At 66.3% G+C, this 26,409-nt stretch carries 27 protein-coding genes; 13 read left to right on the top strand and 14 right to left on the bottom strand.

Annotation, left to right across the window (positions count from 1 at the left end):
- The 5 genes from VFC51_02365 to VFC51_02345 form a co-directional block, all read right to left on the bottom strand.
- A partial coding sequence (locus tag VFC51_02365) for an HIT domain-containing protein (protein HZT05847.1) occupies nt 1–287 on the bottom strand: 287 nt, incomplete at its 3' end.
- A gap of 35 nt (nt 288–322) precedes the next feature.
- A complete protein-coding gene (locus tag VFC51_02360; GenBank protein HZT05846.1) occupies nt 323–946 on the bottom strand; it encodes an NIPSNAP family protein in 624 nt (207 codons plus the stop codon).
- A gap of 84 nt (nt 947–1,030) precedes the next feature.
- Complete coding sequence (locus VFC51_02355; protein HZT05845.1) at nt 1,031–1,852, bottom strand: sulfite exporter TauE/SafE family protein; 822 nt, start codon at nt 1,850–1,852, stop codon at nt 1,031–1,033.
- A 98-nt stretch (nt 1,853–1,950) separates the two neighbouring features.
- Nucleotides 1,951–2,376: a cupredoxin domain-containing protein gene (locus tag VFC51_02350; protein HZT05844.1), complete on the bottom strand. Its 426-nt coding sequence runs from the start codon at nt 2,374–2,376 to the stop codon at nt 1,951–1,953.
- Entirely contained in the window at nt 2,373–3,410 is a 1,038-nt protein-coding gene (locus VFC51_02345; GenBank protein ID HZT05843.1) for a DUF2330 domain-containing protein, read from the bottom strand. Before VFC51_02345 ends, VFC51_02350 begins: the two co-directional genes overlap by 4 nt.
- A 109-nt stretch (nt 3,411–3,519) precedes the next feature.
- Between VFC51_02345 and VFC51_02340 the strand changes: the two genes are divergently transcribed.
- Both VFC51_02340 and VFC51_02335 read left to right on the top strand, forming a co-directional pair.
- Nucleotides 3,520–4,206 carry a DUF1614 domain-containing protein gene (locus VFC51_02340; GenBank protein HZT05842.1) on the top strand — a complete coding sequence of 229 codons (687 nt, stop codon included), beginning with the start codon at nt 3,520–3,522 and terminating at the stop codon, nt 4,204–4,206.
- A 151-nt stretch (nt 4,207–4,357) separates the two neighbouring features.
- Nucleotides 4,358–5,989 (top strand): MDR family MFS transporter, encoded by a 1,632-nt coding sequence (locus VFC51_02335; GenBank protein HZT05841.1) that lies wholly within the window; start codon nt 4,358–4,360, stop codon nt 5,987–5,989.
- Nucleotides 5,990–5,995: 6 nt separating this feature from the next.
- Here VFC51_02335 and VFC51_02330 read toward each other — a convergent pair whose 3' ends face one another.
- Entirely contained in the window at nt 5,996–6,397 is a 402-nt protein-coding gene (locus VFC51_02330) for a hypothetical protein (GenBank protein ID HZT05840.1), read from the bottom strand.
- Between the two features lie 244 nt (nt 6,398–6,641).
- Here VFC51_02330 and VFC51_02325 point away from each other — a divergent pair, with 244 nt between their 5' ends.
- The 4 genes from VFC51_02325 to VFC51_02310 all read left to right on the top strand — a co-directional run bounded on the left by VFC51_02325 (nt 6,642) and on the right by VFC51_02310 (nt 9,300).
- Complete coding sequence (locus VFC51_02325; GenBank protein ID HZT05839.1) at nt 6,642–7,601, top strand: isocitrate lyase/PEP mutase family protein; 960 nt, start codon at nt 6,642–6,644, stop codon at nt 7,599–7,601.
- 93 nt (nt 7,602–7,694) lie between these two features.
- Nucleotides 7,695–8,132 (top strand): hypothetical protein, encoded by a 438-nt coding sequence (locus VFC51_02320; protein ID HZT05838.1) that lies wholly within the window; start codon nt 7,695–7,697, stop codon nt 8,130–8,132.
- A gap of 90 nt (nt 8,133–8,222) precedes the next feature.
- Nucleotides 8,223–8,708: a hypothetical protein gene (locus tag VFC51_02315; GenBank protein ID HZT05837.1), complete on the top strand. Its 486-nt coding sequence runs from the start codon at nt 8,223–8,225 to the stop codon at nt 8,706–8,708.
- Nucleotides 8,709–8,862: 154 nt separating this feature from the next.
- Nucleotides 8,863–9,300, top strand: a complete 438-nt coding sequence (locus VFC51_02310; GenBank protein ID HZT05836.1) for a hypothetical protein — start codon at nt 8,863–8,865, stop codon at nt 9,298–9,300.
- 68 nt (nt 9,301–9,368) lie between these two features.
- Here the strand turns inward: VFC51_02310 and VFC51_02305 are convergent, their stop codons facing one another.
- Nucleotides 9,369–10,376 (bottom strand): VOC family protein, encoded by a 1,008-nt coding sequence (locus VFC51_02305; protein ID HZT05835.1) that lies wholly within the window; start codon nt 10,374–10,376, stop codon nt 9,369–9,371.
- Nucleotides 10,377–10,429: 53 nt separating this feature from the next.
- Entirely contained in the window at nt 10,430–11,143 is a 714-nt protein-coding gene (locus VFC51_02300) for a class II aldolase/adducin family protein (GenBank protein HZT05834.1), read from the bottom strand.
- A gap of 216 nt (nt 11,144–11,359) precedes the next feature.
- On the opposite strand from VFC51_02300, the gene VFC51_02295 reads away from it, so the two are divergent.
- Both VFC51_02295 and VFC51_02290 read left to right on the top strand, forming a co-directional pair.
- Entirely contained in the window at nt 11,360–11,770 is a 411-nt protein-coding gene (locus VFC51_02295; protein ID HZT05833.1) for a cupin domain-containing protein, read from the top strand.
- 36 nt (nt 11,771–11,806) lie between these two features.
- Entirely contained in the window at nt 11,807–12,322 is a 516-nt protein-coding gene (locus tag VFC51_02290; GenBank protein HZT05832.1) for a nitroreductase family protein, read from the top strand.
- A 22-nt stretch (nt 12,323–12,344) separates the two neighbouring features.
- Here the strand turns inward: VFC51_02290 and VFC51_02285 are convergent, their stop codons facing one another.
- Together VFC51_02285 and VFC51_02280 are read right to left on the bottom strand one after the other, a co-directional pair.
- Complete coding sequence (locus VFC51_02285; protein HZT05831.1) at nt 12,345–13,112, bottom strand: alpha/beta hydrolase; 768 nt, start codon at nt 13,110–13,112, stop codon at nt 12,345–12,347.
- Nucleotides 13,109–14,299 (bottom strand): LLM class flavin-dependent oxidoreductase, encoded by a 1,191-nt coding sequence (locus VFC51_02280; protein HZT05830.1) that lies wholly within the window; start codon nt 14,297–14,299, stop codon nt 13,109–13,111. Before VFC51_02280 ends, VFC51_02285 begins: the two co-directional genes overlap by 4 nt.
- A 122-nt stretch (nt 14,300–14,421) precedes the next feature.
- Between VFC51_02280 and VFC51_02275 the strand changes: the two genes are divergently transcribed.
- The 3 genes from VFC51_02275 (at nt 14,422) to VFC51_02265 (ending at nt 18,550) form a co-directional block, all read left to right on the top strand.
- Nucleotides 14,422–15,147 (top strand): class I SAM-dependent methyltransferase, encoded by a 726-nt coding sequence (locus VFC51_02275; protein ID HZT05829.1) that lies wholly within the window; start codon nt 14,422–14,424, stop codon nt 15,145–15,147.
- 315 nt (nt 15,148–15,462) lie between these two features.
- Nucleotides 15,463–17,397 carry an ATP-binding protein gene (locus VFC51_02270; GenBank protein HZT05828.1) on the top strand — a complete coding sequence of 645 codons (1,935 nt, stop codon included), beginning with the start codon at nt 15,463–15,465 and terminating at the stop codon, nt 17,395–17,397.
- Between the two features lie 4 nt (nt 17,398–17,401).
- A complete protein-coding gene (locus VFC51_02265; protein HZT05827.1) occupies nt 17,402–18,550 on the top strand; it encodes a response regulator in 1,149 nt (382 codons plus the stop codon).
- A 58-nt stretch (nt 18,551–18,608) separates the two neighbouring features.
- On the opposite strand, the gene VFC51_02260 is transcribed toward VFC51_02265, so the two are convergent.
- From VFC51_02260 to VFC51_02245, 4 genes are all read right to left on the bottom strand, one after another.
- Nucleotides 18,609–21,167, bottom strand: coding sequence for a M1 family aminopeptidase (locus VFC51_02260; protein HZT05826.1), 2,559 nt, complete (start codon nt 21,165–21,167; stop codon nt 18,609–18,611).
- Between the two features lie 87 nt (nt 21,168–21,254).
- Nucleotides 21,255–22,694 (bottom strand): UbiD family decarboxylase, encoded by a 1,440-nt coding sequence (locus tag VFC51_02255; GenBank protein HZT05825.1) that lies wholly within the window; start codon nt 22,692–22,694, stop codon nt 21,255–21,257.
- Nucleotides 22,695–22,903: 209 nt separating this feature from the next.
- Nucleotides 22,904–23,419 (bottom strand): (2Fe-2S)-binding protein, encoded by a 516-nt coding sequence (locus VFC51_02250; GenBank protein ID HZT05824.1) that lies wholly within the window; start codon nt 23,417–23,419, stop codon nt 22,904–22,906.
- Entirely contained in the window at nt 23,416–24,300 is an 885-nt protein-coding gene (locus VFC51_02245; GenBank protein ID HZT05823.1) for a xanthine dehydrogenase family protein subunit M, read from the bottom strand. Before VFC51_02245 ends, VFC51_02250 begins: the two co-directional genes overlap by 4 nt.
- 154 nt (nt 24,301–24,454) lie before the next feature.
- Between VFC51_02245 and VFC51_02240 the strand changes: the two genes are divergently transcribed.
- Together VFC51_02240 and VFC51_02235 are read left to right on the top strand one after the other, a co-directional pair.
- A complete protein-coding gene (locus tag VFC51_02240) occupies nt 24,455–26,212 on the top strand; it encodes an ABC transporter substrate-binding protein (GenBank protein ID HZT05822.1) in 1,758 nt (585 codons plus the stop codon).
- Entirely contained in the window at nt 26,194–26,400 is a 207-nt protein-coding gene (locus VFC51_02235; protein HZT05821.1) for a hypothetical protein, read from the top strand. Before VFC51_02240 ends, VFC51_02235 begins: the two co-directional genes overlap by 19 nt.
- Nucleotides 26,401–26,409 lie beyond the last annotated feature (9 nt).

The raw sequence follows: 26,409 nt of genomic DNA, 5'->3' as shown, positions 1-26,409 counted from the left end.
ACTCCATTGTTCTGGAAGACGTTGAGCCCGGCCGGATCGAAGGCGCGCGCAAGGGCGTTCGCAACGCGGTGGACGTGCTGCATGATGGCCAGCGCCTCAGCATGGGCCAGGTCCAGGATCGTCGGCGCGTGCCGCTTCGGGATCACCAGCACGTGGCCCCTGCCTGACTGACGCGGTGGCAGAAATGCCAGCGTATCGGGCATCTCCTCCACGACGGCAAAACGCGAAAGGTCGACGACGAAGTTGCAGAACGGGCAGCGGTCGCGCTGGGGCACGTCGATCGGCATTCGCTCACTCGTCCGTTTGGGAGTTGGCTCCGTCCTTAGTGAAGGGGTGAAAACGCCGCTGGCGCCATATGGCGCACGAGCTGGGTTATCGGACGGGCCTCGGCCTCGGGTGGCCAGATTCCCTTCGTCCGGGCCTCTGCGCGTACCTCTTCCCGGTGCGCCCAGCTCTTGTAGGGGAAAAGCTGATAGAGACGGTTCAGGTTTCCGAGATCGCTCGTCCAGATTCCCGCCACCGGGTACAGGGCGTTCCGCGCCTCGTACTTCTCGGCGAACGTCCGGCCGACTTTCGCGACCTCCCCCGCCGGATAGGTGTACATCCGCAGCTCGTACACGGTCCCCAGGGCTTGCGCGCCCTCCAAAGGCGCCATCGTGCTGATGGGCACGAGGATGTCGGACTCCTGGCTCAAGATCAGATCGCCCGGGGGCGGCGGCCATTTGCCACTCGGATCCTTGGCAGCGGCCGCGCGCACGTCGGCTCGATGCTGCAAGCTCTCGTACGGCCAGATGTGGACGACCTGGTTCAGCGGCCCGATCTCAGTGTGCCAGAAGCCGTAGAGCCGCGAGTATCCTTCTCGAGACGGGTATGCCGCGCCAAACCGCGATTCGTATTCGGCGACCGCGCCAGGCCTGAGGTTGTACGTGCGAATCTCGAAGATCACGGCTTGCTCCTTCCCCGTTGTGGTGAGCCCGCGCCCGGTCGCCGGTGACCGGTGTTCGGGGACCTATTATGCGTCCAGCCCGTCTCAGACGAACACCGTTCCGAGGAGTCGGACCCCCACCAGCAGGAGCGCGACGCCGAGGAGCCGGATGATCCAGGTCCCGTGCACGCGGTGCGAGAGGACCGCGCCGACCTGAGCGCCCGGAATCACGCCGATCGCCAGGAAGAGCGCGCGCATCAGCCCGGAGCCAGGCGCCAGCTCTCCCGCGATGAGGTGAACGATGCTGCCGGCAAGCGACATGATCGCCAGCACGAAGTGGCTCGTGGCAGTGGCGATGTGGGCGGGGAAATTCAGGAGCAGCACCATCGCCGGCACGTGGATGATGCCACCCCCGATGCCGAGCAGACTCGAGAGGAACCCGACGCCGACCGAGAGGGCGACGCCCAGCGCAATGTTGAACGAGTACTCATGGCGCGTCCCCGTGGCGTCGGTGATGACGCGCGTCACGCTGCCGTTGGGCCGTCGAGGTTGATCCGCGGGCCGCGCGACGGGTCGCATGATGATGATAAGAGCCAGCACGACCAGGACGATGCCGAACAAGACGTCGAAAATCCCCCGAGGGATATACCCCACGACGATGGCGCCCAGGACCGCGCCCGGCACCGTCGCGGCCGCGAAGACGATCCCGGTGCGGAAGTCAATGCGCCGTTGACGACCGTAGGCGACTGAGCCCGACGTCGCATTGAAAAACACAACCGCGAGCGAGATCGACGTGATCGTCGATGGCTTCGCCTGGGGGTAGAGGAACAAGAGGACCGGGACGAGAACGAAACCGCCGCCCGCACCAATCAGCGTTCCGTAGGCGCCCACGGCTACGCCGATCGGTATCAGAAGCCACTCACTCAACGCACTTCACGCGCGCCAATCGCCTCCTTGGGATCGTCCCCAGTATAGCGAGGCGGGGAGCTGGCGAGCAGGAGTGGCTCCCTTCGATTCGCCGTCGATCAGCGCGTGGCGAACCTCCCGTCATTGGGTACCACCGTGACGGTACCCTTCATCCCGTATTCCTCGTGGCCCGGGAGATGGCAGATGTAGTCGATTTCGCCGAGCTGGTCGAAAACGACAGTGGTGGCTCGCGTGGAGAATGGCGCGAGGCTCACCTCGTTGGGCCGACCCGCATGCCAGGCCTCGGTGCCCGTTCTGTGGACCTGGTGAAGCGCCGGCGGGCCGACGATCCATTCATGGGCGATCGGGTCGTCGTTCTCGAGGGTGAACGAGACCGGTACTCCAGCCGGTACGGTGACACGATCCGGCGTGAAATGCGAGAAGTGGAACGTGATGGTAACTTGGTCGGTCGGCGCGCGGGTTGGCGCGCAGCCGCCCACGAGGACCGTGAGCAGCAGCGCGCCAATCCAGCGGCGAGGCGTCACCGCGCCCCTCGGCGGCGCCAGATGGCGAGCGCGGCAGGCGCGGCGGCGAAGAAGATGAGCGGCAGGCTGGGAGCGTCCATCAGTCCCTCCAGCAGCGCCGGAGCCGGCCGGGGCGCCAGGTCCAGGCCCGCCGCGTGGCGGGACGGCGATCCCTGGCCCGTCGCGTCGACGGCGAGATCGTACGTGAGGTCGGAAACTCGGGAATCGACACGCAGCTTCGTGAGCCAGGCCGACGTGGGGACCCATTCCATCCGCTCATCCGATCGCAGGTCGTCGAGCAGTTGCTGGGAAGCGACCGCGTCGTGTTCGAGGCGCAGCGTGCTTCCGTCTACGGGGAGGAGCGCTGGGCGATCGTCGGTGAGCAGAAATACGTCCGCGTCCACGCGGTCGCTCGGCTGTTTGCCGAGTCCCAGGATGCGCAGCGGAACCCATGGGTTCGGCGTTGGGATGGTGATTTGGACCGGCGTCCCGTCGCCCACGCGCTGGCCGCGGGCCGCGGCCGCGTCGCCATCGAACACAGCGGCGAGGAAGATCGGGCTCCTTCGCGCGTAAAAGTCCAGAACCTCTGGAGCGTCTGGGGAGAGGCTGAACCCGTGGTCGATGGCCCAAGCCGCGACATCCCGCGCGCCGCCCTTGAGGACGGTGAGATCGAGCGCGTCGACGCGGGTCTCGAGGAGTACCTGCACGCCCGACGCGGCCGGCGCCGCCTCGAGCGCGGCATCGAACGCGCGGCGCCGCGGGGCCGTCTCCAGCGCCAGCCGCTGGAGGGTCCACGATCCACCCTTCTCCACGCTGGAGGGGATGCCCGGCAGGGGGATCAGCGTGCCGAATTGCCCGCCGCCGCCCAGAAACTCGAACGCCGTGACGTAATGCTCCACCCCATCGTGGTAGGCTGCGAGGGTAGTCGTGCGGCCGAGGTTAACGGCCCCGTTCGAGCCGATCAGGCCGGCGCACGCAAGGGTCGGGGCGACAGTCGCGGCGAAGGACGTGATCAACGCGATAGCGGTTGCGACGAGTGTTCCGACGTGACGCATGTCGTCTCCTTTCCGTGGACTCGTTCGGCGAGCCCATCAGCAACAGAGACGACGGACCGGTGTCGAAAGTTCCCAGTGGGCGTATAACGGTTACCGGAGGGGGATGTCGATGAACTGGCGGTGGATCGTCGCCGCGGCGCTGCTCCTGCCCTTTCTCATCGCCTTCCTCTTTCTCCAGGTCATCACCATCTCCTTCGCCAAGCTCGGCCTCTCCCCCAGTGGCGCGCTCCTCGTGTACCTCGGATCGCTCCTGGGTGGCTGGTTCAACATTCCGGTCTGGCGGAGACCGGTGGCTCGGAACGTCGGGACGTCGGTGTGGCCGTGGGCCATGGCGAGCCGACGCGCGTGGGGCGGCGCCCCTATCCCCTATCGGTTGTTCTTCTACCAGCCGCCGGTCGTTCAGGAGCAGGTGATCGCCATCAATCTGGGAGGCGCCGTGATTCCCCTCATCATGTGCGCCTACCTGCTCCCGCGCGTCCCACTGGGCTCAGCGCTCCTGGCGACCGCGGGTGTGGCGGCGCTGTGCTATGCCCTGGCGCGTCCGGCGTGGCCCGTCGGCATTGTCGTCCCCGCCTTCGTGCCGCCCGTCGCGGCGGCGGTGCTGGCGATGATCGCGGCCCCGAGCGTAGCGCCGCCTGTCGCGTACATCAGCGGGACCTTGGGAACCCTGATCGGCGCGGACCTCCTGCACCTTCGTGATCTCGAGCGATTTGACGTGCGGCTTCTCAGTATTGGCGGCGCCGGCGTGCACGACGGCATCTTCTACGCGGGGCTCATCGCCGCGCTGCTCTCGTAGCTTTGACACGCGCCTCCACGGATCGGTACAGTTCTTGCGTGTTGCGTTGACTGACGCATCGTGCTGACTGCCTTTCCAACGTCGGTCTGGATTCGAGCCTGACGCGGCCTCGCTTCCCGGACCGGCGATTTTCATTTCCTGTGCAGCGACGTTGATTCAGAACCCGTATCAGAATCTCTCCCGGCCACAGGTCTACGCGACGATGGCGGGCCTGATGGTCACGATCCTCCTCGCGGCCCTCGATCAAACGATCGTCGGCACGGCGATGCCGCGCATCGTGGCCGACCTGCAGGGCTTCGACCACTACGCCTGGGCGACGACCGCGTACCTGCTGACCAGCACCGCGGTGGTGCCGATCGTGGGACGGCTGTCGGACATGTACGGCAGCAAGCGATTTCTCGTCGGGGGCGCGACGTTCTTCGTGGTGACCTCCATGTTTTGCGGCCTCTCGCAGGACATGACGCAGCTCGCGATATTTCGGGGGCTCCAGGGAATCGGTGGGGGCATCCTGTTCGCCGTCACCATGGCAGTGGCGTCGGCCCTCTTCCCACCCGCGCAGCGAGCGAAAGTCCAGGGGATTTTCAGCGCGACGTTTGGCGTGGCCAGCATCGCTGGCCCGCTCCTCGGCGGCTACCTTACCGACGCCTTCACCTGGCGATCGGTCTTCTACGTCAACGTGCCGGTCGGGGCGATTGCCATCGCCGTCCTCTGGTCCGCCTTCACGGACGCGCGCATGGCGGGACGGCGGCACTCCCTGGACTATCTCGGCGCAGCGCTCCTCATTGCGAGCGTGGTCTCGTTGATGCTCGCGCTGACCTGGGGCGGACGAGACTACCCGTGGTCTTCCCCGGTCATCGCGGGGCTCTTCGCCGTCGCGTCGGCAACGCTGGCGGCGTTCATCGCGGCGGAACGCCATGCCCCGGAGCCGATCTTGCCGTTGGACCTCTTCAGAAATCGGGAGGTGACCGTCTGCTCGGTTCTGGCCTGCCTCTCGATGGCGGGGAGCTTCGCCGCGTCCCTCTTCGTACCTCTGTTCATTCAGGCCGTCATCGGCACGTCGGCCTCCCAGAGCGGAACTGTTCTGGCCCCGATGATGGTAGCGATGGTCGTTTCCAGCGTCGTCTGCGGGCAGGTCATTGGCCGGGTCGGACGCTACAAGTCGGTGGCGATCGGCGGCATTGTCGCAGCCACCGTGGGGATGTACCTCCTGAGTGCGATGGGCGTGGATACGGACTACGGAGTCGTCGTGCGCAACATGGTGATTCTTGGGGCTGGCGTCGGCGCGACCTTCCCGTGCTTCAACCTCGCGGCGCAGAACGCCGTCGGCCTTCACCAAATCGGCGTCGCGACCGCGCTGGTGCAATTCCTGCGGTCCATCGGAGCCACGGTGTTCGCTGCGCTCCTGGGCAGCATGCTGGCGAACGGTTACGCGCCCGCCCTGGCCCAGGCGCTCCCGCCCGAGGTTCGTTCAGCGCTCGGAGGGTCCCAGGCCGCGATATTCAGCAACCCCGAGGCGCTCCTCAACCCTGGAGCGGCGCGGGAGCTCCACGGGGTCCTCGATCAGCTGGGGCCATCGGGGCCGAATTTGACGGATACGGTGCTGGAGGCGATCCGGTTTGCCCTCGCCACCTCGCTGCAGCACGTATTCCTAACCGGGGCGGTCGTGCTGGCCATCGCGACCGCGCTATCCTTCCTGCTGCGAGACGTACCGCTTCGCCGTACCTTTGGCGCCGATGAGACCTTTGTGGAGCGGCCGGCCGTGTCAACCGCCATCGTCGACTGACCGCTCTCAACGCTGCTGCAGGCGCTCCGCGGCCAGCAGCTGGAGCTGATCGAGGGTATAGGCCTGGACGACCTGTTTCCCGTCGACGAGCGCGCTCAGTCGATACCCATCCTCGATCTCTTTGATCGAGAACTGGGTGGCGCGCAGGTCTTCGAGCACGGTCCCCAGCACGCGAAGCATCTGCGACGTCGTAAAGCGGGGGATGTCCCCCTCAAGCCCCCGGTTCATCCGGGCGACTTCCCGGAGGGCCTCCAAGTGGAAGCGCTCGAGCCTCTGGAGCCCCGGCCCGTTCCAAGCCACGATCCATTCATCGCCCTCGTCGACGATCTCGATGCCAAAGGCTTGGACCTCGTCCAGAAAGCGGCCCAGTGCTCGAAGCACGTCCGAGTATTCTGGGGCGCCTGCCAAGCTCCACCTCCGCTCGCGGGCGACTTCCGCGCGCATTGCCGACGGCGTGATTGAGTCCGCCCGCACCAACTCGCGTGACTGTACTGGCTTGCGATTCGGCCGGTCCAGCGTTTCCGGCGCCGGAGGGCGGCGGCGCGCCGCCGTCCTCATCCGACCGAAAGCCTCCCGTCCGACCGAACGGGCTACAATTGCCCATCTTCTGCGTCCCGGATATGGAACATCCCGTCCCTGGAAGGAGAAGCGAGTGGCGACGAAGGCGACGACTCGCTTTCGCGAGCGCATCAATCGGCCCGAGCTGTTTGTCATGCCCGGCGGCTTCAGCCCACTTCTCGCCAAGATGGCCGAGGTCGTTGGCTTCGAAGCGTATTTCATCGCCGGCTCGCAGACGTCTGGCTTTCTCTACGGCGTGCCGGACGTCGGTATCATCGGCCTTCGCGACATGGTGGACCACGCGCGGCACGTAGCGGCTCGATGCACGATTCCGATCCAGGTCGACGCCGACACGGGTTACGGCAACGCCGTGAACGTCTACTACGCGGTTCAGGAGTTTGTGCGGGCAGGCGTGGCTGCGGTCAACATCGAGGACCAGGAGGCGCCGAAGAAGTCCGGCACGGTCTCGGGTCGACGCTGCATCTCCAAACAAGAGGCGATTGGCAAGATTCAAGCGGCGGTCGCGGCCAAGAACGAGATCGATCCGGATTTCGTCATCTGCGCTCGGTGCGACGTGATGGGGTCCGAGGGCGGAAACTTTTCCGAGGCCCTCGATCGGTCGATCGCCTACGTCACCGACGGGGGCGCTGATTTCGTATGGCTGAACAACGTTACCACGCGTGATGAGCTGCGCGAGGCCTGCCAGCGGATTCCGGCCCCGGTGCTTCCGCTATGGGGTGGACCACAGCCAGGACCGAACACCGAGGAGCTCCGGTCCCTTGGCGCGCGAATCGCGCTGTATCCGACGATCGCGGCAACCGCCGCTGTTCAGGCCGCGTGGCAGGTCCTGAACGACTTGAAGGAGCGCGGATCCCCCGCCATCGACGATTGGGCCAAACAGTTTCGATCTAGTCGTTGGGGTCCCGCATCGTCCTCGAAGCTCGTAAACGCCGATTTCGTCCGCGAGATCGAGCAGCGCTTCATTCCTGATGAGCTGCAGCGAGACTACGAGCATACGTTCGGCCATCCGCCAGCGTTTGAACAGAAGTCGTGAGGGGCTTTAACCGTTCGGCGACCTGACAGTAGGCTACGCGTTTGAGAAAATTTCCGGGACGGCCATACTCGACCATCTTCGGAGCCCGGTCCCGTGCGCACCTCACCCTCCCCCGACCAATCGCGCTTGTTGATGTGGGTCATCGTCGCGCTCGCGCTGGCCGACGGCGTGCTTCATTTCGCGCTCGATTTCATCCTGTTCAGGGGTAACCTCTTCGGCCCGGTGCCCGGGCCCCCGCCCAGGCTGTTCCTGCCGCTCAACCAGCTCTTCGTTTTGAACGCGATCGGCTATGTCATCCTGGTTGGAGCGGTCCTGATCACCGCTCGCCACCCGCGCCCATGGGCGTGGGTGGTCGACGCGGGGCTGGCGCTCTTCGCGGCCGCCGCGATCGTCGGCTGGGTCGTCTACGGCCTTCCCAACCCCAGGGGGCTCGGATATGCTTCGAAGGCGATCGAGGCGGCGCTCCTCATCGCGTTGGCCGCGCACATGGCTATGCAACGGAGGGCGCCCAGTCCAGCGTCGACCCGCTGAGCAGGGTCCGATTGCCAGAGCGCTGCGCTGCGGCCGGGTCACGCCTTCGTGTACCATCCTCACGCGCCAGGTCAAATTGGGGGCTGTGGAATGCTCGCTCCAGGCGACTACTCGGATACGTTACGGGCCCTCGGGCGATTCCTGGAGGAGATCCGGGCCCTCAACGTGCGGATCCAGGACCGAGAGCTGCATCTCCAGCTCACGTGGACGGATCGCCACGGACACCGGATGGACAAGCGGTACCAGCCGCAGGACGTCTGGGCACTGCGAAAGGCCGCGGCCATGCACCGCGGCATCGAGAACAGCATGCATCGGTTCAGCCCAGCGGAGCTGCTGCGGACGCTGGGCCGCGACCTGGACGAGATGAAGGCCACCAACGTGAGTATCCGCGAGGACGCGGAGGGGTTCTCCGTGAAGGCGTCTGTGAAAGGCGGCGAGATGTCGCGGACGTACGGTTACGCCGACCTGGTGGCGAGGGCCCAGCAGTACCACGAGATGCGCTTGGCCGAGCAACAGGTGACGGACGCACCCGAGTCCGCGCAAGTGTTGGCGCCGCAGGCGGATGAAGCGTGCTAATTGCTCGTGCCGGATCGCAGCATAACGCGTCGCTCAATGCAGCGCGGTGCACGCCACTCTTCTCGTTTCAGGAATTTGTAATGCTAGAATAAGGGAGAAAGCGCAAAGCGTACGTTTTTGTAACGTTGTTACCCGGTTGTCTAGGAACACGCCGATGGCCGATTCGTCAGATGGTCACATCGAGGTCTCTCTCGGCGGGCGCGAGCAGTACGTCCTGGAATGGCTTGATTTCACCGTGTGGGGCCGGCGCCCGTCGCCTCCGGACGCCAACATGGTCGTGGTGTTCCGCCACGCGTCGCCGCCGGGAACCCGGCGTTATGCGACCCCATGGTTCTCGGGATGGTACGCGGCGCGACGGGGGGATGGGCAAAACGCCGCCGCCTGGCCCCTCGTGACGTACGAGGTCCGTGGCCAGAGTCCAGACCGGACGGATGTCACACTTCGATTCGTCGAGTCCCTGCGCGGCTATGCCGATCGGCTCGCCGGCGAGCTGCGCGATCTGTGGCCCGCCTGCTCCGACGAAGCGCGGTTAGCACGTCCTCCCGCGGAGGGCGAGGTCATTCAACTCGGCCCGCCGGCGTCGCACCGCTAGTGGGCCACTTCTCGGGCACAATCTAGTAGCCGGGGCTTTTCCCCCCGCCGCCACCTCGAGCTGACCCGCTAATACTTGGGCTTGTCGTAGCGCAAGCCGTGAGCCTCGAGGTACTCCTGCGCATAGTCCTCGATGGAATGCGGCTCGTATCGGGCCATGCTTCCGTCGATGGGCGTTCCCCCGAAGAAGTGGAACAGGTTGGTGTCCGGATCGTACCAGTCGTCACCCCGGCCGTACGCGGCGTGCCACGCTCGCCCGGCAGGACTCGGATGGACGGCTGTGCGCGCGGGAAGGCTCTGCCAGTCGCCAGCGAACACCCCGTCGCGCTCGGCGTCGAAGTCCCACTCGGGCAAGTCTGCCCACATGCGCTCGTAGGCCGGCCAGAAGTCCTCGGGCCGGAGCACTAGAGCCGTGTGAACGTCGCGCAGGATCCCACGGCCAGTCGTGCGCTCCCCAGGCATGTCGGTCTTCTTAAATACCAGCCGACCGCCCGCGGCCAGGGGCAGCACCAGGGTATCGGGAGCCAGATCGGCGCTCGACATCGGCTCGAGGGCGCAGTATTTATCGAAGAACGCGGCGGTGCGCTGGAGGTCGCGTGACTCGAACACCCCGTGGCTGATGCGGCCGATCTTCAGCGGTCCGCAGCCGTCCATGGCGCCCTCCGGCAGGGTGTTCGGGGCCCAGAATTCGAACTGATTCCCGTCTGGGTCTTCCCAGTAGACGGCGATCCCCTCTTCCCCGTCGCTGGACGTGCGAATGGCGCCGGTATGCGCCGCGCGGCAGTCGTCGAGACGCCGCAGATGCTCGTCGATGTCCGCCTGTCGGACGAAAAAGCCGTAGCGCGGCAGCCCCTTGCCGGGACCGGCGCTCGGAGGAAGCGTCGCCTGCTGCACGAATCCGCCGTGCCGTCCGCCCGTGAACTCCTGAAAGATGTTGATCGGGTTGGGGCGGTTGGGGCGAATCGTTCGGGCGCCGAGAACCCGCTCGTGAAACTCAACCCACCGCTCCAGGTCGTTCGTACCGACCGCGTAGTGATCGATCCAATGGACGGTTCCCGGTCGCTGATCGTCGAGCATCGCGTCCTCCTCCCGATCGCTGTGGACGATTGCGCGATTCTATCACCCCAGAGTCAGGGTTCGAGCCGCTCGGTTCCGATCCATTGCTGATCGTCGGTGGGGCGCTCCAAATTGGCGTAGTAGCCGAGGGTTCGAGAGGCGCCACGAACCTGCGGCCCGCCGATGGATCGAGGCACGGGCACGACCTTTCCGATGAGGCTCGCTTCCCAGAGGAGGCGAGCGTTGTCTTCGATGACCCTGGCCCGCTCGAACATCTCCTCGATGGTGTCGCCAACCACCGTGCTTCCGTGCCAACGCATGAGCACGGCCGGGGCGTCGGCGAGCGCCGCTCGCAGCTCTTCGCCGAGCGCCGGCGACGTGACGAGCTTGGGCACCTCGAACCAGGGAATCCGATCGCCGAGGCGCGCCGCCCCGAGCAGGACCGCGTCCATGGGTCTGTCCAGCACGCCGAAGATCGTCGACCAGTGCGGATGGAGGTGCGCGACGGAGTCCAGCTCAGGGCGCGCGGCGTGGACCGCGGTATGGATCGGCCACTCGAGCGGTGGTGGATACGGCCCGCCCACGTGCTTGCCGGTCGCATCCATGACCGACATGTCGCCGGCGCGCAGCCGGGTCTTGTCAAGCCCGCCACCAGGCGTGATCAAGATGAGGTCGCTCTTCGGAATCCGGAGACTGACGTGGCCCCCAAGGCCGAGACAATCGATCCGGGCGAGGGCCCGCGCGCATTGGGCCAGCTTCTCCCGCGCTTCCTCTTCCGCACTGGTCATCATCGCCTCCCTCGATCCATTCCGGCCGACGTGTGCCGACGGCGTTCCGCGATTGTAGCGCGAGGCTCGGTGAGACGAACGACGGGCGAGCCCGATGCAGGAAAGCCAACGCGCCGGGCGTGGTGCCCACGGAGAAACGGTTACCGAACGATGATGGTTGACATGCCCCCCGGGTCCCGGGTTGAATGTGCTGGGACAAATTTGCGGATGTTACCGTTGGAGGTAATACCGGTGGTGGAGCTATCGAACGCAAGGCCAGTGCCAAAAAGCCCGGTTGAGGTCGTCAACACCGACTGGAATCCCAGTGAGCGCAACGTAAAGCGGCTGGCGCGCAGCGAGCTGCTCAGCGTCCTGCTTCACCACTGGGACGAGGGCGGAGAAGTTGCCCTTCACCACCACACCGACGGGGACGCGGTGTGGGTCGTCGTCGAAGGAGAGGTCACCTTTCACGGCGCTGATGATGGGATCCTCGCGCGAGCCGGTCGAACCCAGGCCGTGCTGGTGCCACGGAACACCATGTACTGGTTTGAGAACTCTGGCTCCGAGCCCCTCGTGATGTACCGAATATCAGCCAAGGTGGGTGGCATCAGCGAGAAGGACGACCGTGTTTACCACAAGCGGGACTGAATTCGTGTCTGTGCGACATCGATCGAGGTATGGGGGATGACGGAGTCAGCCCGTGAGCGCATCGAATTCCTGCGGCGCCTCCGCTCGACGAAGGCGTTCACGCCGGAGCCGGTGCCGGACGCCGTCATCGACGACATCATCACGGTCGGGCGCTGGACCGGAAGCGCGAGCAACCGGCAGCCCTGGGAAGTGATCGTGGTGCGCGACCCAGAGGCCAAGCGCAAGATGGGGGAATGGGGCGCCAATCCCGCCCCGACGGCTGCCGCGGTGTTCTTGATCGTCAGCAACAGCGATGCCGCCGCCTTCGACGAAGGGCGGCTGGCGGAGCGGCTCAACCTGGCCGCGGCCGCGCACGGGCTTGGATCGACCGTCGCCACGCTGAAAGGGGACGGGATCGCCGCCGCCCGCGAGTACTTCGGGATCCCACCCGACCGACGGTCGTTTTCCGTCGTAGCGGTGGGTCACGTGGACGAGGCCGTTCGGCGCGCCCGCCCGAAGAACCCCCAGCCCCGCAAGCCCATCGAACAGTTCGTGCACTGGGACCGATTCTAGAATCCGTCGCGGACCCGCCCCGTTAGCTGATGAAGCGCCGAACTTCGTCGGCGAAGCGGTCCGGTTCCTCGATGTAGGGGTAGTGGGCCGCGGACTCAACCACGACGCTGCGCGAGCGTGGCAGCTCGTCCGCATAGGCGCGGGCGTGCGCGGTGGACACCAGGCCATCGTGGGCGCCCCAGAGGATCAGCGACGGCATATTCGCGCGCCGGAGCCTGCCCCGGAGCTTCGGGGAGTAGGGAAACTGCCACGCCAGGCGCGCGGCGGCCACACGCGCGTGGAGAACGCCCGCCGCGCGTTCCGGAGGAACGACATTGGGGAGCCACTGGAGCGCCAGCGCGCCGTCTGGCTCACGGAACAGGAGCGGGCGAAGCGCAGGAGTCGGAAGCGCGAATTCGTCTGCCGGCAGCGCACCGTCGACGTGGAGGCCATATGCGTCGACGAGGATCAGGCGGCCGACGCGCTCCGGGTAGCGAACGGCCAGCTCGGCTGCCATCCACCCGCCCAGCCCGCAACCGAGCACCGCCGGACGATCGAGCCGTAGCTCCGACAGGAGATCGAGCAGCCAGAAAACCACGTCCTCGGGCTCATCGATGCCATCGAGATTCGTCGAGTCGTCGAATCCGGGGAGGGTCGGCGCGATCACGTGCGCGCCGCGCGAGAGGGCCTCGTGGCCAGGCGTCCACAGGTTTCCCAGCGTGTCATGCAGCCAGATGACGTCGGGGCCCAGGCCCGCTTGCAGGAGCCGGGTGGAGTAGCCGCCGATCTCCCGGACCGTCTCCTCCGTCACGCCGTGGCTCGTGCCAGCGCGGGCTCGATCGGGGTATCGACGTTGACGTCGCGCAGCGCGGGCATGACCTCGCTGGCGAATAGCTCCATGCTCGTGCGCGTCATCGCGTATGGCTGGTTGCCCACGGAAAAGTTGGGGAGGAGCGTCCCCAGCCCGGTGTGGCTGGCGATCTCTTTAATCCGGTCACGGACAGTAGCGGGGCTGCCCACGATGACAAAGCCCTCCTTTTGAATCTCCTCCCACGTCGAGAAGTTGCCCGGCCGCCCCTTGCGCCGCGCCTCGAGCAGCCCGAGCATGGATGCGACCGAGGAGTGGCCGGGGGGATGATTGAAGGTCTCCCGATTTCGGAGCAGGTTCTTGGCGTAGTACCAGAAGTGCGGCTCGTACTCCTCGACGGCGCGCGCATCCGACTCCGCGACGTAGATGCCCACGCCCCAGCCAATCTGCTCGTGCCGCGCCGTATAGCCCTCACGCTGGCACGCCTCCCGAAACAGCTCGGCCGTTCGTGCGCGCAGCGCGTACGGCGCGAGGGTTGGCAGCACCATGTACGTATAGCGCTGCTTCGCCACCCAGTCGATCGTCTCGTAGGAGCCCGAGCCCGGAATCCAGACCGGCGGGTGTGGTCGCTGCAGGGGCCGCGGCCAGACGTTCACGTACCGGAACCGGTAGTGCTTGCCCTCCCAGGCGAACGGGCCCGGCTCCGCCCAGGCTTTCAGGATCAGGTCGTGCGCCTCGTGGTAGCGCTCGCGCGCGTAGGTGGGGTTGACGTTGTAAGAGAAGAACTCGTTTCCCGTGCCGACGACTTGGCCGGAGACCACGCGCCCGCCACTGATCACATCCAGCATGGCGACCTCTTCGGCAACCCGAAGCGGATGGTCGTAGATGCTGAGCACGTTGCCGAGGATGACGATCTTGACGCGGGTGGTGCGCTGACTCAGGCAGGCCGCGATGATGTTGGGCGACGGCATCAGGCCGTACGCGTTCTGGTGGTGCTCGTTGACACAAACGCCATCGAAGCCGAGGGTGTCGGTCAGCGCGAGCTCGTCCAGGTAGCGGTTGTAGAGGTCGTGTCCGCGCTCGGCGTCGTAGAGGGTGTTCTCGCAGATCACCCAGGCGGTATCGTGCGTCTGCCCGAAGTCGTCGGGCAAGTATGGCCACGGCATGAGGTGGAACATGTAGAAGCGCACGGCTGACCTCCGGGATCGAACGGACGAGTCATGCGCAGTGTACCACCGTGTCCGGCGGCGCCGGCGCGTTCGGACTCCATGGGATATGATCGGCGACCAAAAGGACTGGAACGGAGGTTCAGATGCAGCAGCTCACGGGGCAGGCCTATGTGGAACGCTACGGCCACGCGTGGAACGACCCGTCCCTCGCCCGGGAATACGTGGAGCGGACCGATCGAGACGCAATGCAGCGGGCGGACGGCTTTCGGGTGATGGTGAGCCTGATCCCGTTCGCGCGAGAAGGATCCATTCGTGTCCTGGACGTGGGGACGGGTCAGGGCGCGGTCGCCGCCCTGGTGCTGGACGCGTTTCCGAACGCACGCGCCGTCGGGCTGGACGTTTCCGAGCCAATGCGCGATATCGCGAACGAGCGAATGGCGGCCTACGGAGAGCGATTTCGCTACCAGCTCGGGGATTTCATCGATGGAGATCTGCCCGCCGAGTTCCGCTCGTCGTTCGAAGCCGTGGTGTCGTCGCGGGCGATCCACCACCTGCCGGCCGAAAAGAAGCGGCGGCTTTACGCGGCGATCTACGGCGCCCTTACGCCAGGCGGCTGCTTTTTGAATCTGGACGGAATCCTCCCGAGCGACCCGTATCTGCGCGCGCGGTACCGCGACGCGGGGCGGATCCTGAGAGGGGAGCCCGTGGACGCCGACCCCGATCGGGGGAGCCGCGCGCCCACGCCTGGCCACTACTGGGACACGGTCGGCGAGCACCTCGGGTTCTTGCGGGATGCCGGCTTCGAAGCCGTCGATTGCTTCTGGAAGAGGCTTGGCATGACGCTGCTCGGAGGATATCGGCGCGCATAGGGCTGAGACTTGATGCGGACATGTATCGCCTGCGTTCTTAACTCGTTCTTATGGCACACATACGTCTCATTGCATGAGTTCGTAATGCTATCGTCACGCGACAATTGAGGTGTTTACGATTTTGTAATAACATTGCCCACGCAATACGGTGCCAACGACGCAGCATGTTCCGACGATAGTCACCAGCGTGCGGAAGGAGGGGTGACGGTTTGACGCCGCCAGCCTCACCCGTCGCCCGCCCGCCAAGCCAGCTGCCAGACCGGCGGCCCCTCGCGCGGCGCTGCGAAAGGACGTTTCGTGCGCATTAGAGCCCAAATGGCGATTACCATCCCCTCGCTCACGGTCGTCGCCATGCTGCTCACCGCGGCCGCCCTCATGTGGAACGGGACGAGAGCCCAGGTCGAGCAGGACGCCGTCGTGGTGTCGGCGGCGGTCGCGCAGCTCACGGACGAGGCGGACGTGGCGAGCTACCTGAATAACGTCGTGGCGACCGGTGCGGTGACCGCGATTCGCGTGGTGGACGCCGACGCCACCACGACCGCGATGAGCGGGCCACAGGCGAGCCTCAGCCCCCTGAGCGACTCGGATGCCCGGAGTCTCAACGACGCGATCACGCGTCGGGCGCCGGTGAGCCGGTTCGATGGCGGCACTGTCAAGGCGGCGGCGCCGCTGCTGAGCGTCCGAGGGGAGCCGCTGGGGGCCGTGCTCGCGACCCTTTCGCTGGGCCGCGTGGCCGCGGCCTTCGTCCACCAGGTCGAGCTGGCCGGCGGGCCGACGGTCCTCATGATTATCGTCGGCGGCGTCGTCTCGCTCTTCGTGGCCCGGTTCCTCAGCGAGCCCGTCGTCCGAATCGGGAAGGCCGGAGAGGCGCTGGACGCGTACACGTTCAAGCCTGACAGCGTGAACGATCTCGCCAAGCGGCCCAACGAGATCGGCACCCTCGCGCGGATTCTCCAGCGCATGGGCACGACCGAGGCGGGATGGCGTCGCTCCCTCGAGGCGCTTCGGCAATCTCGCGACGAGCTGGACCGCCGCGTGCAGGACCGCACGCGGGACCTCGCCGAAAAGAGCCGCCAGCTCGAGCTGGCGAACCAGCACAAGTCGGAATTTCTCGCCAACATGTCCCACGAGCTTCGCACGCCGCTGAACGCCATCATTGGATTCTCGGAGCTGTTGCTCGAGAAGAGCTTCGGCCAGCTCAATGAGAAGCAAGAAGTCTATCTTCGCGACGTGCTGAACTCGGGAAATCACCTCCTCGCGTTGATCAACGACATCCTCGACCTGGCCAAGGTCGAGGCGGGCAAGATGGAGCTGGATCGGACGTCATTTTCGGTGGTGGAGGCGCTCCAATCCGCGCTGTCGATCGTGCGCGAGCGCGCCGCCAACCACGCCATCACCCTGTCGATGAACGTCTCGCCCCAAGTGGACCTCGTCGAGGCCGACGAGCGCAAGTTCAAGCAGATCATGTTCAACCTCCTCTCCAACGCCGTGAAATTCACTCCGGACGCCGGGGCCATCACAGTCGAAGCGCAACCGGACGGGGACTATCTCCGGATCTCCGTCAGGGACACCGGCGTGGGAATCGCGGAAGCCGATCAGCCGCGGGTCTTTGAAGAATTCCAGCAGGTCGGCACCTCCTCACACGTCAAGCACGAGGGGACCGGTCTCGGCCTTCCGCTGGCGAAGCACTTCGTCGAGCTCCATGGGGGCGTGATGTGGCTGGAAAGCCAGCTCGGCAAAGGCAGCACGTTCTCGTTCACCCTGCCCCTCGTCCGTCGGGCGTCGGTGGACGAGCCAGCGGTTGCCGTGGAGCCTCCTCCGCTTGCGCGAGATGTCACCAAAGAGGTCGCCCGGGAAACGCACCCGGGGTCGCACCTCGTCTTGATCGTCGACGACGATGAGCGGAACGTGCGCCTGGCGCGCGACGCACTCGAGGTGCATGGCTTCCGCACGCTGGCCGCCGAGACCGCCGAAGACGGGATCGCCCTCACGCGGAGGCACCTGCCCGATCTGGTGCTCATGGACATCCAGCTCCCGGGGATGAACGGCATCGCCGCGGTCATGCACCTCAGGGCCGATCGCGCGACGGCGGACGTCAAGGTCGTCGCCCTAACCGCCTTTGCCATGAAGGACGAGCAGGAGCGGATCGCCTCCGCAGGCTTTGACGGGTATCTCACGAAGCCGCTGAACATCAAGGAGTTCCCGGTTCAGGTCCGAGAGCTGTGCAGCAGCCCGCGGCCGGTCGGATGACGTGATGGCCGAGACGGAATCACCTCGGGCGAAGATTCTCATCGTCGACGACGTTCCCGCCAACATCCGCATGCTGGAGGGGATTCTCGAGCCCCGCGGCTACGCGATCTCGACGGCGACCAACGGACGAGAGGCGCTCGACCGTATCACGAGCGATATGCCCGACCTGGTCCTCACCGACATCGTCATGCCCATCATGGACGGGTACGACCTGTGTCGGAAGCTGCGCAGTGCTGAGACGACCCGTCTGCTTCCCGTCATCATGATCACGGCCAGCGGCGAGCAGGAGAAGCTGAACACGATCGATGCCGGCGCGGATGACTTCATCGTCAAGCCCCTCAACCGCGCCGAGCTGCTCGCCCGGGTCCGCTCGTTGCTGCGGGTCAAGGACTATCAGGACCAGCTCAAGGCGAAGAGCCTGGAGCTGGCCGAGATCAATCGAACGCTGGAGCAGCGGGTGACCGAGCAAGTCACGGAGCTGGAGCGGCTGAATCAGCTTCGCCGCTTCCTCTCGCCACCGTTAGCCGAAGCGATCATGAGCGCGAATGACCAATCGCTCTTGGAGGACCATCGCCGGCACATCGCCGTCGTCTTCGCGGACCTGCGCGGGTTCACCGCCTTCTCCGAGACCGCGGAGCCGGAGGAGCTGATGGCCGTGCTGCGGGAATACCACGAGGCGGCGGGGGCGCAGGTTCGTCTCTTCGAGGGCACGGTGGGATTTTTCGCCGGCGATGGACTGATGGTGTTCTTCAACGATCCAGTGCCCTGTCCGGATCCCGCCGCGCGGGCCGTTCGTATGGCCGTCGGAATGCGACGGGAGCTGCAAGCGCTGGCGGCCTCGTGGCACAAGCGCGAATACGATCTCGGTTTCGGCGCGGGCATTGCCATGGGGTACGCCACCCTGGGCAAGGTGGGCTTCGAGGGCCGCTTCGACTACACGGCTATCGGCTCAGTGGTGAACCAGGCATCGCGCCTCTGCGCGGAGGCCGGCCCCGGGCAGATTCTGATCACCCAGCGCGTGCTCACCGACGTGGAACAGCTCGTGAACTGCGAGCATGTGGGCGACTTCGAGCTGAAGGGCTTTCACCGGAGCGTATCGGCGTACAACGTGGTCGGCGCGCTGGATCCGACGGCAGAAATCGTTCCCACCTGACGCTTGGCGAACCAGGATTCACCCTGGCGGCAGGCTCATCGCCTCCGGGGTCCAACCGCTAACGCCGCGCGAGAGCCTCGCCCAGTTGCGCCGCGAGCCGTTCCGCGGACGCTGAGTCCAGCCGCAGCCGCTCCAGCGCTTGCTGCGTGATCTCGTGGGTGTCGGACGCCTCCTTCGCGCGGAGGAACCCGTCCGCTTCGGACGCCAGCGGCCGCGGCGTCAGCTGCGCGATGCCGTTGATGATCCGCCCTTTCAGGAGCGCCTCGAGCGGGGCGATGTCCGAGTCCCACCGGTCTCGCACGATGGGCCACGCCGTCGCCCGCGCGTGCCGAGCCCCGAGGAGGCTCGCGAGCATGAGCCCCAGGTCCTGCGTGCGAATGAGCCCGGTGAAGCAGCCCTCCGCCGTGCGCGCGACGATGCTCGGGGCCTCGAACGCGGTGAGGCCGTCACGGAAACGTTGCTCTTCCTGCGCGTCGGACGCGGCGGACGTGCGCATCCGCTCGACGAACCGCTCGTACAGGCTGGCGTCGCCACCCGCCGCGGCAACGCGAATGGCCGCCGCGGCGACGTCAGGGTCGAGCCGCGAGCGACCGTCCAGGTGGGCATCTACGCGTCGACGAGCCTCCGCGAGGACTTCGGCGTCGCCCGCGACACGGCCAAGCATGCTGATGGCCGAGGCGCGCTTCTCGCGATCTTCCGTGGTGTCCGACGGCCGCGGGTCCCATCCCAGCGCTTCGAAAACGGGGGTGAAAAACCCTCGTACGAAGCGCTGGAAGGCGGGGCGGTCCTGGTCGTCGACCGCGTGGGTGAAGAGCCAGCCGATGGGGCCGGCGATGGCGTCGAGCACCGCGCGATCCTCCTCGCCTCGCAGCGCCTCGAAGAGCCCGAAAAGCTGGCGCAAGGGCGCCTTGCCGGCGCGGGTGAGGGCCCATTGGTTGTCGACCAGCATCAGCCGCTCCCCCGCGTCGAGCTGGCGAATCGAGCCGGCGAGCAGCTCGAGCGACCGGTCGTCCATGGCGTAGCGATAGAAGCCACGGGCGCCGGCGTTCGGGTGGTACCAGGTCGCGCCGGGAAGCTGCACGCGCGCACGCTCGCCGTCCATGAGGATCCGGTGTTCGTGAATCCCATCGCGCGTCCCATATTTGAAGACGACGGGGACGAGCCACCGCTGCGTTGTGGGCTGCGCCGCCGGATCGGCGAAGAACCGCGTTTGGTGGAGCGCGACGTCCAGCCCATCCCCACTTGCTTGCACGGTGCACGAGACCAGCGGGTGGCCCGGCTCGCGGATCCACGCGTTGGCGATAGCCGAGACGTCGCGGCCTGAGGCTTCGTCCAGCGCTCGCCAGAAGTCGTCGGCCGTGGCGTTCGACTCGGCGTGGCGGCGGAGGTACGCGCGTACGCCGTCGCGGAAGGCTTCCTCGCCGATGAAGCTCTCGATCATGCGCAGCACGGCCTGACCCTTGAGGTAGGTGATGGCATCGAACCGCTGGGCAGCCTCTTCGGCATTGCGGACTTCCATCGAGATCGGGTGGGTCGATACGAGCTGGTCGAGGTTGTACGCCGGCGTGGCCTCGGCAGCGATGTCGCGGCCGTACCCCCAGTCTGGGTTCAGGGCCGCCGTGGTCTTTTCACCCACGAACGACGCGAACGATTCGTTCAACCAGAGATCGTTCCACCACGCCATCGTCACCAAATCCCCCCACCACATGTGGGTCAGCTCGTGGGAGATGACGCTGAACGTCCGCTTCAACGCCGCTGTCGATGCCGTCGATGGGTCTGCCGCGAGGAGCTGCGTGCGATAGGTGATCGCGCCGGGGTTCTCCATCGCGCCGGCCTCGAAATCGGGAACCCCGATGGCGTCTAGCTTTTGATACGGGTAGGGGATGTCGGTGTACTCCTCCAGCCACTGGACGGACCGGACGTGGCTGTCGCGGGCGTACGTGCCTTTGTCCACGAGCCCTGGCGGCAGCCACACGCGTACCGGCAGCCCGGTGCGCGTGCGCGCCTCGTCGGTGCTGGCATAGGGGCCAACGGTGAAGGCGACGAGATAGGTCGAGATCTTCGGCAGCGGCGCGAAGCAGGTGAGCTGGCGACCGTCCGGGAGCCGTTCGGAGCGCTGGATCGGCGCGTTGGCGACGGCCGTGAGGGCTGGATCGTGCACCAGCTCCAGGGTGAACCGGGCCTTGAACTCGGGCTCGTCGAAGCAGGGAAAGGCCCGCCGCGCGTCCGTGGGCTCGAACTGGGTCGACGCGTAGCGCTGACCACCGTGGGTCGCGCGGTAAAGGCCGCGCAGCGCGTCCCGGATCTCGCCTCGCCACTCGATGGCGAGGGCATGCTCGCCCGCGGAAATCTCATCGGCGAAGCGCAAGGTCGCTGTCTCGGCCTCGGCGTCGTACTCGACGCCGGTCCAGTCGGGTCCGCCCGCCAGGCGAACGGCGGTGATGTCGAGGCCATCGCTGTGGAGCGTGACCGAATGGGACGGGCGGTCGAGGACGAGGTCGATCTGCTCGCGCCCGCTCACATCCCAGGTTTCGAGGTCCAGCTCGAAGTGGAGCGCGTAGTGCGACGGGCGCACGTCCTTGGCCAGGCGAAAATCCTTCTTGTTGCCAATCGCCATATCCTTCTCCGCCCCATCCGTCTTGGCGGCAAGGCGTCGGAACGGATGGGCTTGTCCCTTCAGTATGACAGTGGCGAGCGCCGCCTGCTATCGGCGGGCGGCCGGCGGCAGGAAGTCTGCCAGGTTGACGCGGTTCATAACCTCGGGCGGCACGAACGCTCGCTGCTCGTAAACGGCCGGCGCGCACGGTTTGGTGCAGTCGAGCCCCGCGCTGGTGCCGGTCGCGTAGCCGGTCGCGGTGGGGTCGAGGGACGTGGCTGGCATGGTCGGTACGACGATGACGTCGCGCGACCAATCGGTGCGGCTGCCGATTGCCCAGAGCACCTCTTGCTCGTCGAAGATGTCGACGTCTTCGTCGAACACGAATACGTGCTTGATCGACCCGTTTGCCGCCGCGAGGGTGGCCAGGATGGCCGAGCGGGGCTGCGAATCGTGGGTCTTGCGCATTTGGACGTACATGTGCGGCGGCGACGAAGGCGGGCGATACACGTTGAGCACCTGCGGAACGCAGCGGCTCACGACTTCATAAACGGCGCCCTCGCGGCGGAGCGCGCCGAGCCCGGCGCCCTCGTCCATGCCGCCGATGATCTCTGAGAACCAGTGCGGGTTCCGCCGATGCGTCACGCAGGTGACTCTCATATAGGGGTTGAGGCGCTGGCCGCCGTAGTACCGGGTGTACTCGCCGAACGGTCCCTCAGGCCGCCGTTCGCCGCGCGGGATGACTCCCTCGATCACGAACTCAGCGTCGGCGGGCACGAGGAAATCGTCGCCCAGCGTCTCTGACGGTACGAGGCGGAGAGGCTCGCCGATGAGCCCGCCGGTCGCGTCCCAGTGACTCTCGGGATAGCGGAGCTTGACGCCTGCCCCGAGATACATAGCCGGATGGTGGCCGATCCAGTAGGCCACCCGCATGTCCTCACCCCGGTCCTCGTACTTTTTCAGGTTCATCGCGTTGTGGCTCGAGGCGTTGGGGAAGACTCGGATCTCCTGTGGGCCGTAGAGCCAGCCCCGTTGGAGCGCGCAGTTGTCGATGCCAGAGTCCGGATCGTAGGTCGTGAGGAAGCCCATGGGAATGTACGGGCCCGGGTCCCATCCGGCGTGAACGAGCCCCGGCAGCTCGCGCACGTTGATGGCTTCGCCGGTCTTCACAACCTCCTTCACCGGTGCATCTTCTCGGCTGACCACGATGGGCTTGACTCGTTCCTCGCGCCGTTCGTGCATCTCGCGCCCAAGCCGCTCGCAGTCCAGCCCGACCGCGTACGCGCATCGCTTTCGGGTGGCGAACACGTTCATGACCACCGGCCACGGCGAGAGCGCCCCGTCGACAGTGCGGACCTTGTGAAAGACGAGGACGGGAGGCTCCCGCATCTCTTTCTGCGTCTTCACCGCGATGGCCGCGGCCTCCCACTGCGCGCTCACTTCCTGGTGAATGTGGATGACCTGGTCCGGGAACGCCTCTTCGTAGTCGATGAGAAAGGTGCGGAAGTCCTTCACCTGTCGCTCCTTCGCTGGCTCCAACTGTCGCATTCTACGGGGCTCCCGGACCCAACGCCAGGCGATGAGAAGCCGAAGGCGCCGTCGGTGATTCGGATCGTCCCTCCGGTGAGTTGGACCGAGTACGCCGACCCACCGATCACCGTCGCGCGATGACTCGGAGATCGAGCACTTCGTGGGAGTGCGGGTCGAAGCGCGGGATCGCGGGCATCCCCGGCGACGTTATCGGGCCGGCCGCGACGCTAGCGCGCGGGGGGCGAGGTGGTTGACCGCAGCGCTTTCGCTGCCGCCCGGATGGCGTCGACGATGTTGTAGTAGCCGGTGCAGCGGCAAAGGTTGCCGTCCATCCCGAGCTTGATCTCCTCGTCGGTCGGGTCCGGGTTCTCCTCGAGGAGCGTTACCGCCGCGAGGAGCATCCCCGGCGTGCAGAACCCGCACTGGAGACCGTGGTGCTCGTGAAAGGCCTCCTGAACGGGATGGAGCTTTCCGCCCCTCGCCAAGCCCTCGACGGTCAGGATCTCCGCCCCGCGGGCCTGGACCGCGAGCATGAGGCACGACTTGATGGGCTCGCCGTTCACCACCACGGTGCATGCGCCGCAGACGCCGTGCTCGCACCCAACGTGGGTGCCGGTAAGCCCGATATCCTGGCGGATGAAATCGGAGAGCAGCTTTCGCGGCTCGACGATCCGTTCGTATAGGAGCCCGTTGACCCGAAGCTGCACGGGCACACGCGGGACCGACGTCACGAGCTGGGTCATCGAACGCCTCCACCCTGGGCTCGATCGCGGGCGAGATGGAGCGCCCGACGCGTAAAAACCTCCGCCATCTCGCGACGGTACGCGGCACTTCCATGCACGTCCCCCTCGGGGTCACTGTCGGCCGCCGCCAGCCGCCCGGCCTCGGCGAAGAGCGAGGCAGATGGCTGCGCCCCAACGAGGAGCGTCTCCGCCCTTGACGCGCGCAGCGGCGTCGGCGCGATGCCGCCCAAACAGATCCGGCTGGCCGCAATCGTGCGGCGTTCGAGGGTCAGCGCAACGGCAGCCGATACGATGGCAAATGCGCCGTGCTGTCGAGTCAGCTCGAGGAAGGCGAATCCGGTGCCCGGCGACGGAGGAGGAATTCGTATCTCGATGACCATCTCGTTCGGCTCCAAAACGGTCGTCAGGACGCCGAGAGGGAAGTCCACGGCTTGAACGGTCCTCCTCCTGTGCGCGCTTGCGAGTACCAGCTCAGCATCGAGCGCGGCGGCCACGGTGGGGATCTCGGCAACGGGATCGGCGTGGGCGAGGCTGCCGCCGATCGTCCCGCGAAATCGAATCTGTCGATCGCCGATCAGCGGAACTGCCTCGGCCAGGAGGGGCGCCGCGCGCGCCACGTCGGGCGAGCGCTCAAGGGCACGGTGGCGGGTCATGGCGCCGATAGCGAGCCCGCCCGCCGTGTCCGCCTTCACGTACGCCAGCTCTCGGAGGCCGTTGATGTCGACGAGGTGACGCGGCCGGGCGAGGCGCATGTTGAGCAGCGGCATGAGGCTTTGGCCACCCGCCAGGATCTTCACGTCGTCCTCGCGGAGATCGTTGAGGAGGCCGAGGGCTTGGTCTACCGACTCGGGTGCGTGGTATTCGAATCGGGCAGGCTTCATTGCTGCTCCAGATGGCCCGAGGCACGGGCTTGGGGAAGGGCGCTGGCGCGAAGGCGCGGGCATTATAGCAGGGCGCGGAAGCGGCGGCGACGACGCGCCGGACCGATGGGATATAGTTCCCTGTCCAATTCTCTCATCGCCCGGGGGTATCGCATTGCGTCCTCTGCGCGGGTGTCCGGGTCGTCTGGCCGCATCGCTGATTCTTGGGATTTTCGCTGGCTGCGGCACGGTAGGTCCCGCAACCCCAGGACCGGAAGGCGCGGGTCCGGTCACCACGACACCCCCGCAGCACACGCTCGTCGTTTCTGTCAACAAGGAGCCAGCGTCGCTCGCGGCCTTCAGTCCCGCGGCAAGCGGACTCTCCACCGCGTTTCCGGTCCGGCCCTTCAACGCATTTCTCGAGCTGGTGGACGATCGCGCGGCGGCGCATCCGTATCTGGCCGAGAGCCTCCCGAAGCTCGGAACGGACTCGTGGGTTGTGTATCCGGACGGGCGAATGCAGACGACCTATCGTCTCAAGCCGAATGTCGTCTGGCACGACGGCGCGCCCTTCAGCGCCGCGGACCTCGTATTCGCCTATCGCCTGTACACGACCCCCGAGCTGGGCTTTGCGGCCGCCTCGACCGTGCCGATCTCCGCGATGGAAGATGTGGAGGCGCCGGACGATTCGACGCTGGTGATTCGGTGGAAGCGCTCATACCCGGGCGCGGGGGTCCTTCAGGTCGGCGGCTCGACCAATCTGGGGCTCCCACCCGTCCCCAGGCACCTCTTGGGCGACCTGTACGCCGACAGCCAGTGGACCACGCTCGCCAATCACGCGTATTGGACGGTGGGGTTTGTCGGGCTCGGCCCATTTCGTCTCGACCGGTGGGAGCAGGGATCATTCATCGAGGGCGTCGCCTTCGACGGGCACGTGCTCGGGCGGCCGCGGATCGATCGCATCCACATCGTGTTCATCGCGGATGCCAATGCCGCGGTCGCCAACGTCCGCGCCGGTACCGTGGATCTCGCAACGGAGGGATCACTCACGTTCGAGCAAGCCCTGGAGTTGAAGCGCGAGTGGGCGTCGAGCCACGCTGGCACGTTCCTGTGGACGGCGGCGTCGATCCGCCACTTCGTGTTCCAGTTTCGCCCCGAGCTGGTGAGCCCATCGGCTCTCCTGGACCTTCGCGTTCGAAAGGCGCTCATTCACTCCCTGGACCGCTCGGCCCTGAACGACGCCCTCTGGGGCGGCGAGGGGATTCTCCTCGACTCTATTTTCTCGCCCCGCGTCGAGTATTACCCGGCCATCGATGGAGCCGTGACAAAATACCCGTACAGTTTGTCGGCGGCTGACGGATTCATGACCGAGGCCGGGTTTCGCAAAGGTCCCGATGGCGTGTATACCGACGCGAGCGGCGCTCGGTTGGTGCTGGAAGTCCGGTCGACCGGCGGTGGAACGTCCGACACCGAGCGGTCGGTCGCCGCCAGCGGATGGCGGCAAGCCGGCTTCGATGCACAGGAAGGCACCCTGGCCGCGGCGCTGGCCCTCGACGCGCAGGAGCGCGCAAGCTTTCCCGCGATCAGCACGGCAGCGCAGAGCGCCACCGACACCACCATGTCCGCGGCCTTCACCACGCCTCAGATCGCGCGGCCGGAGAACCGCTGGAACGGGATCAATCGCGGCGCATGGTCCGACCCCGAGTACGATCGGCTCGTCGAGAGCTTCAATACCACGCTCGATCCGACCGAGCGGATCCAGCAGCGCGCCAGCATGGCGCGCGTCCTGAGCGATGAGCTGCCAGCGATCATGCTGTACTACAACCTGAATCCGGCCCCGTTCCTCGCTCGACTGACCGGTCCCGTCCCAACAACGCCCGACTCAACCGGCTACGTCGGGTGGAACATCCACGAATGGGAGATCCGCGACTGACCCGGCGTGGCGGCGGGGCCGCGACGTTGGTTGGCGAGCTGCCGATCCTCCCCACCTACTTCACGGCCGACCTGATCGCAGTGCGCAGCGGCGTGCGCGCGCTCGACGACATCGAGGGCCGACGCCATCGTGCCCGCGATCCCCTTTGGCTCGTGCAGGCGAACCTGCTACCTTTGGAACGTCAATGAGCAGCGTCG

This window comes from Chloroflexota bacterium, assembly GCA_035652535.1.
GTDB lineage: Bacteria > Chloroflexota > UBA6077 > UBA6077 > SHYK01 > DASRDP01.
Note: the sequence above shows the minus strand (reverse complement) of the source record. Positions and strands in the feature narration are given on the sequence as shown.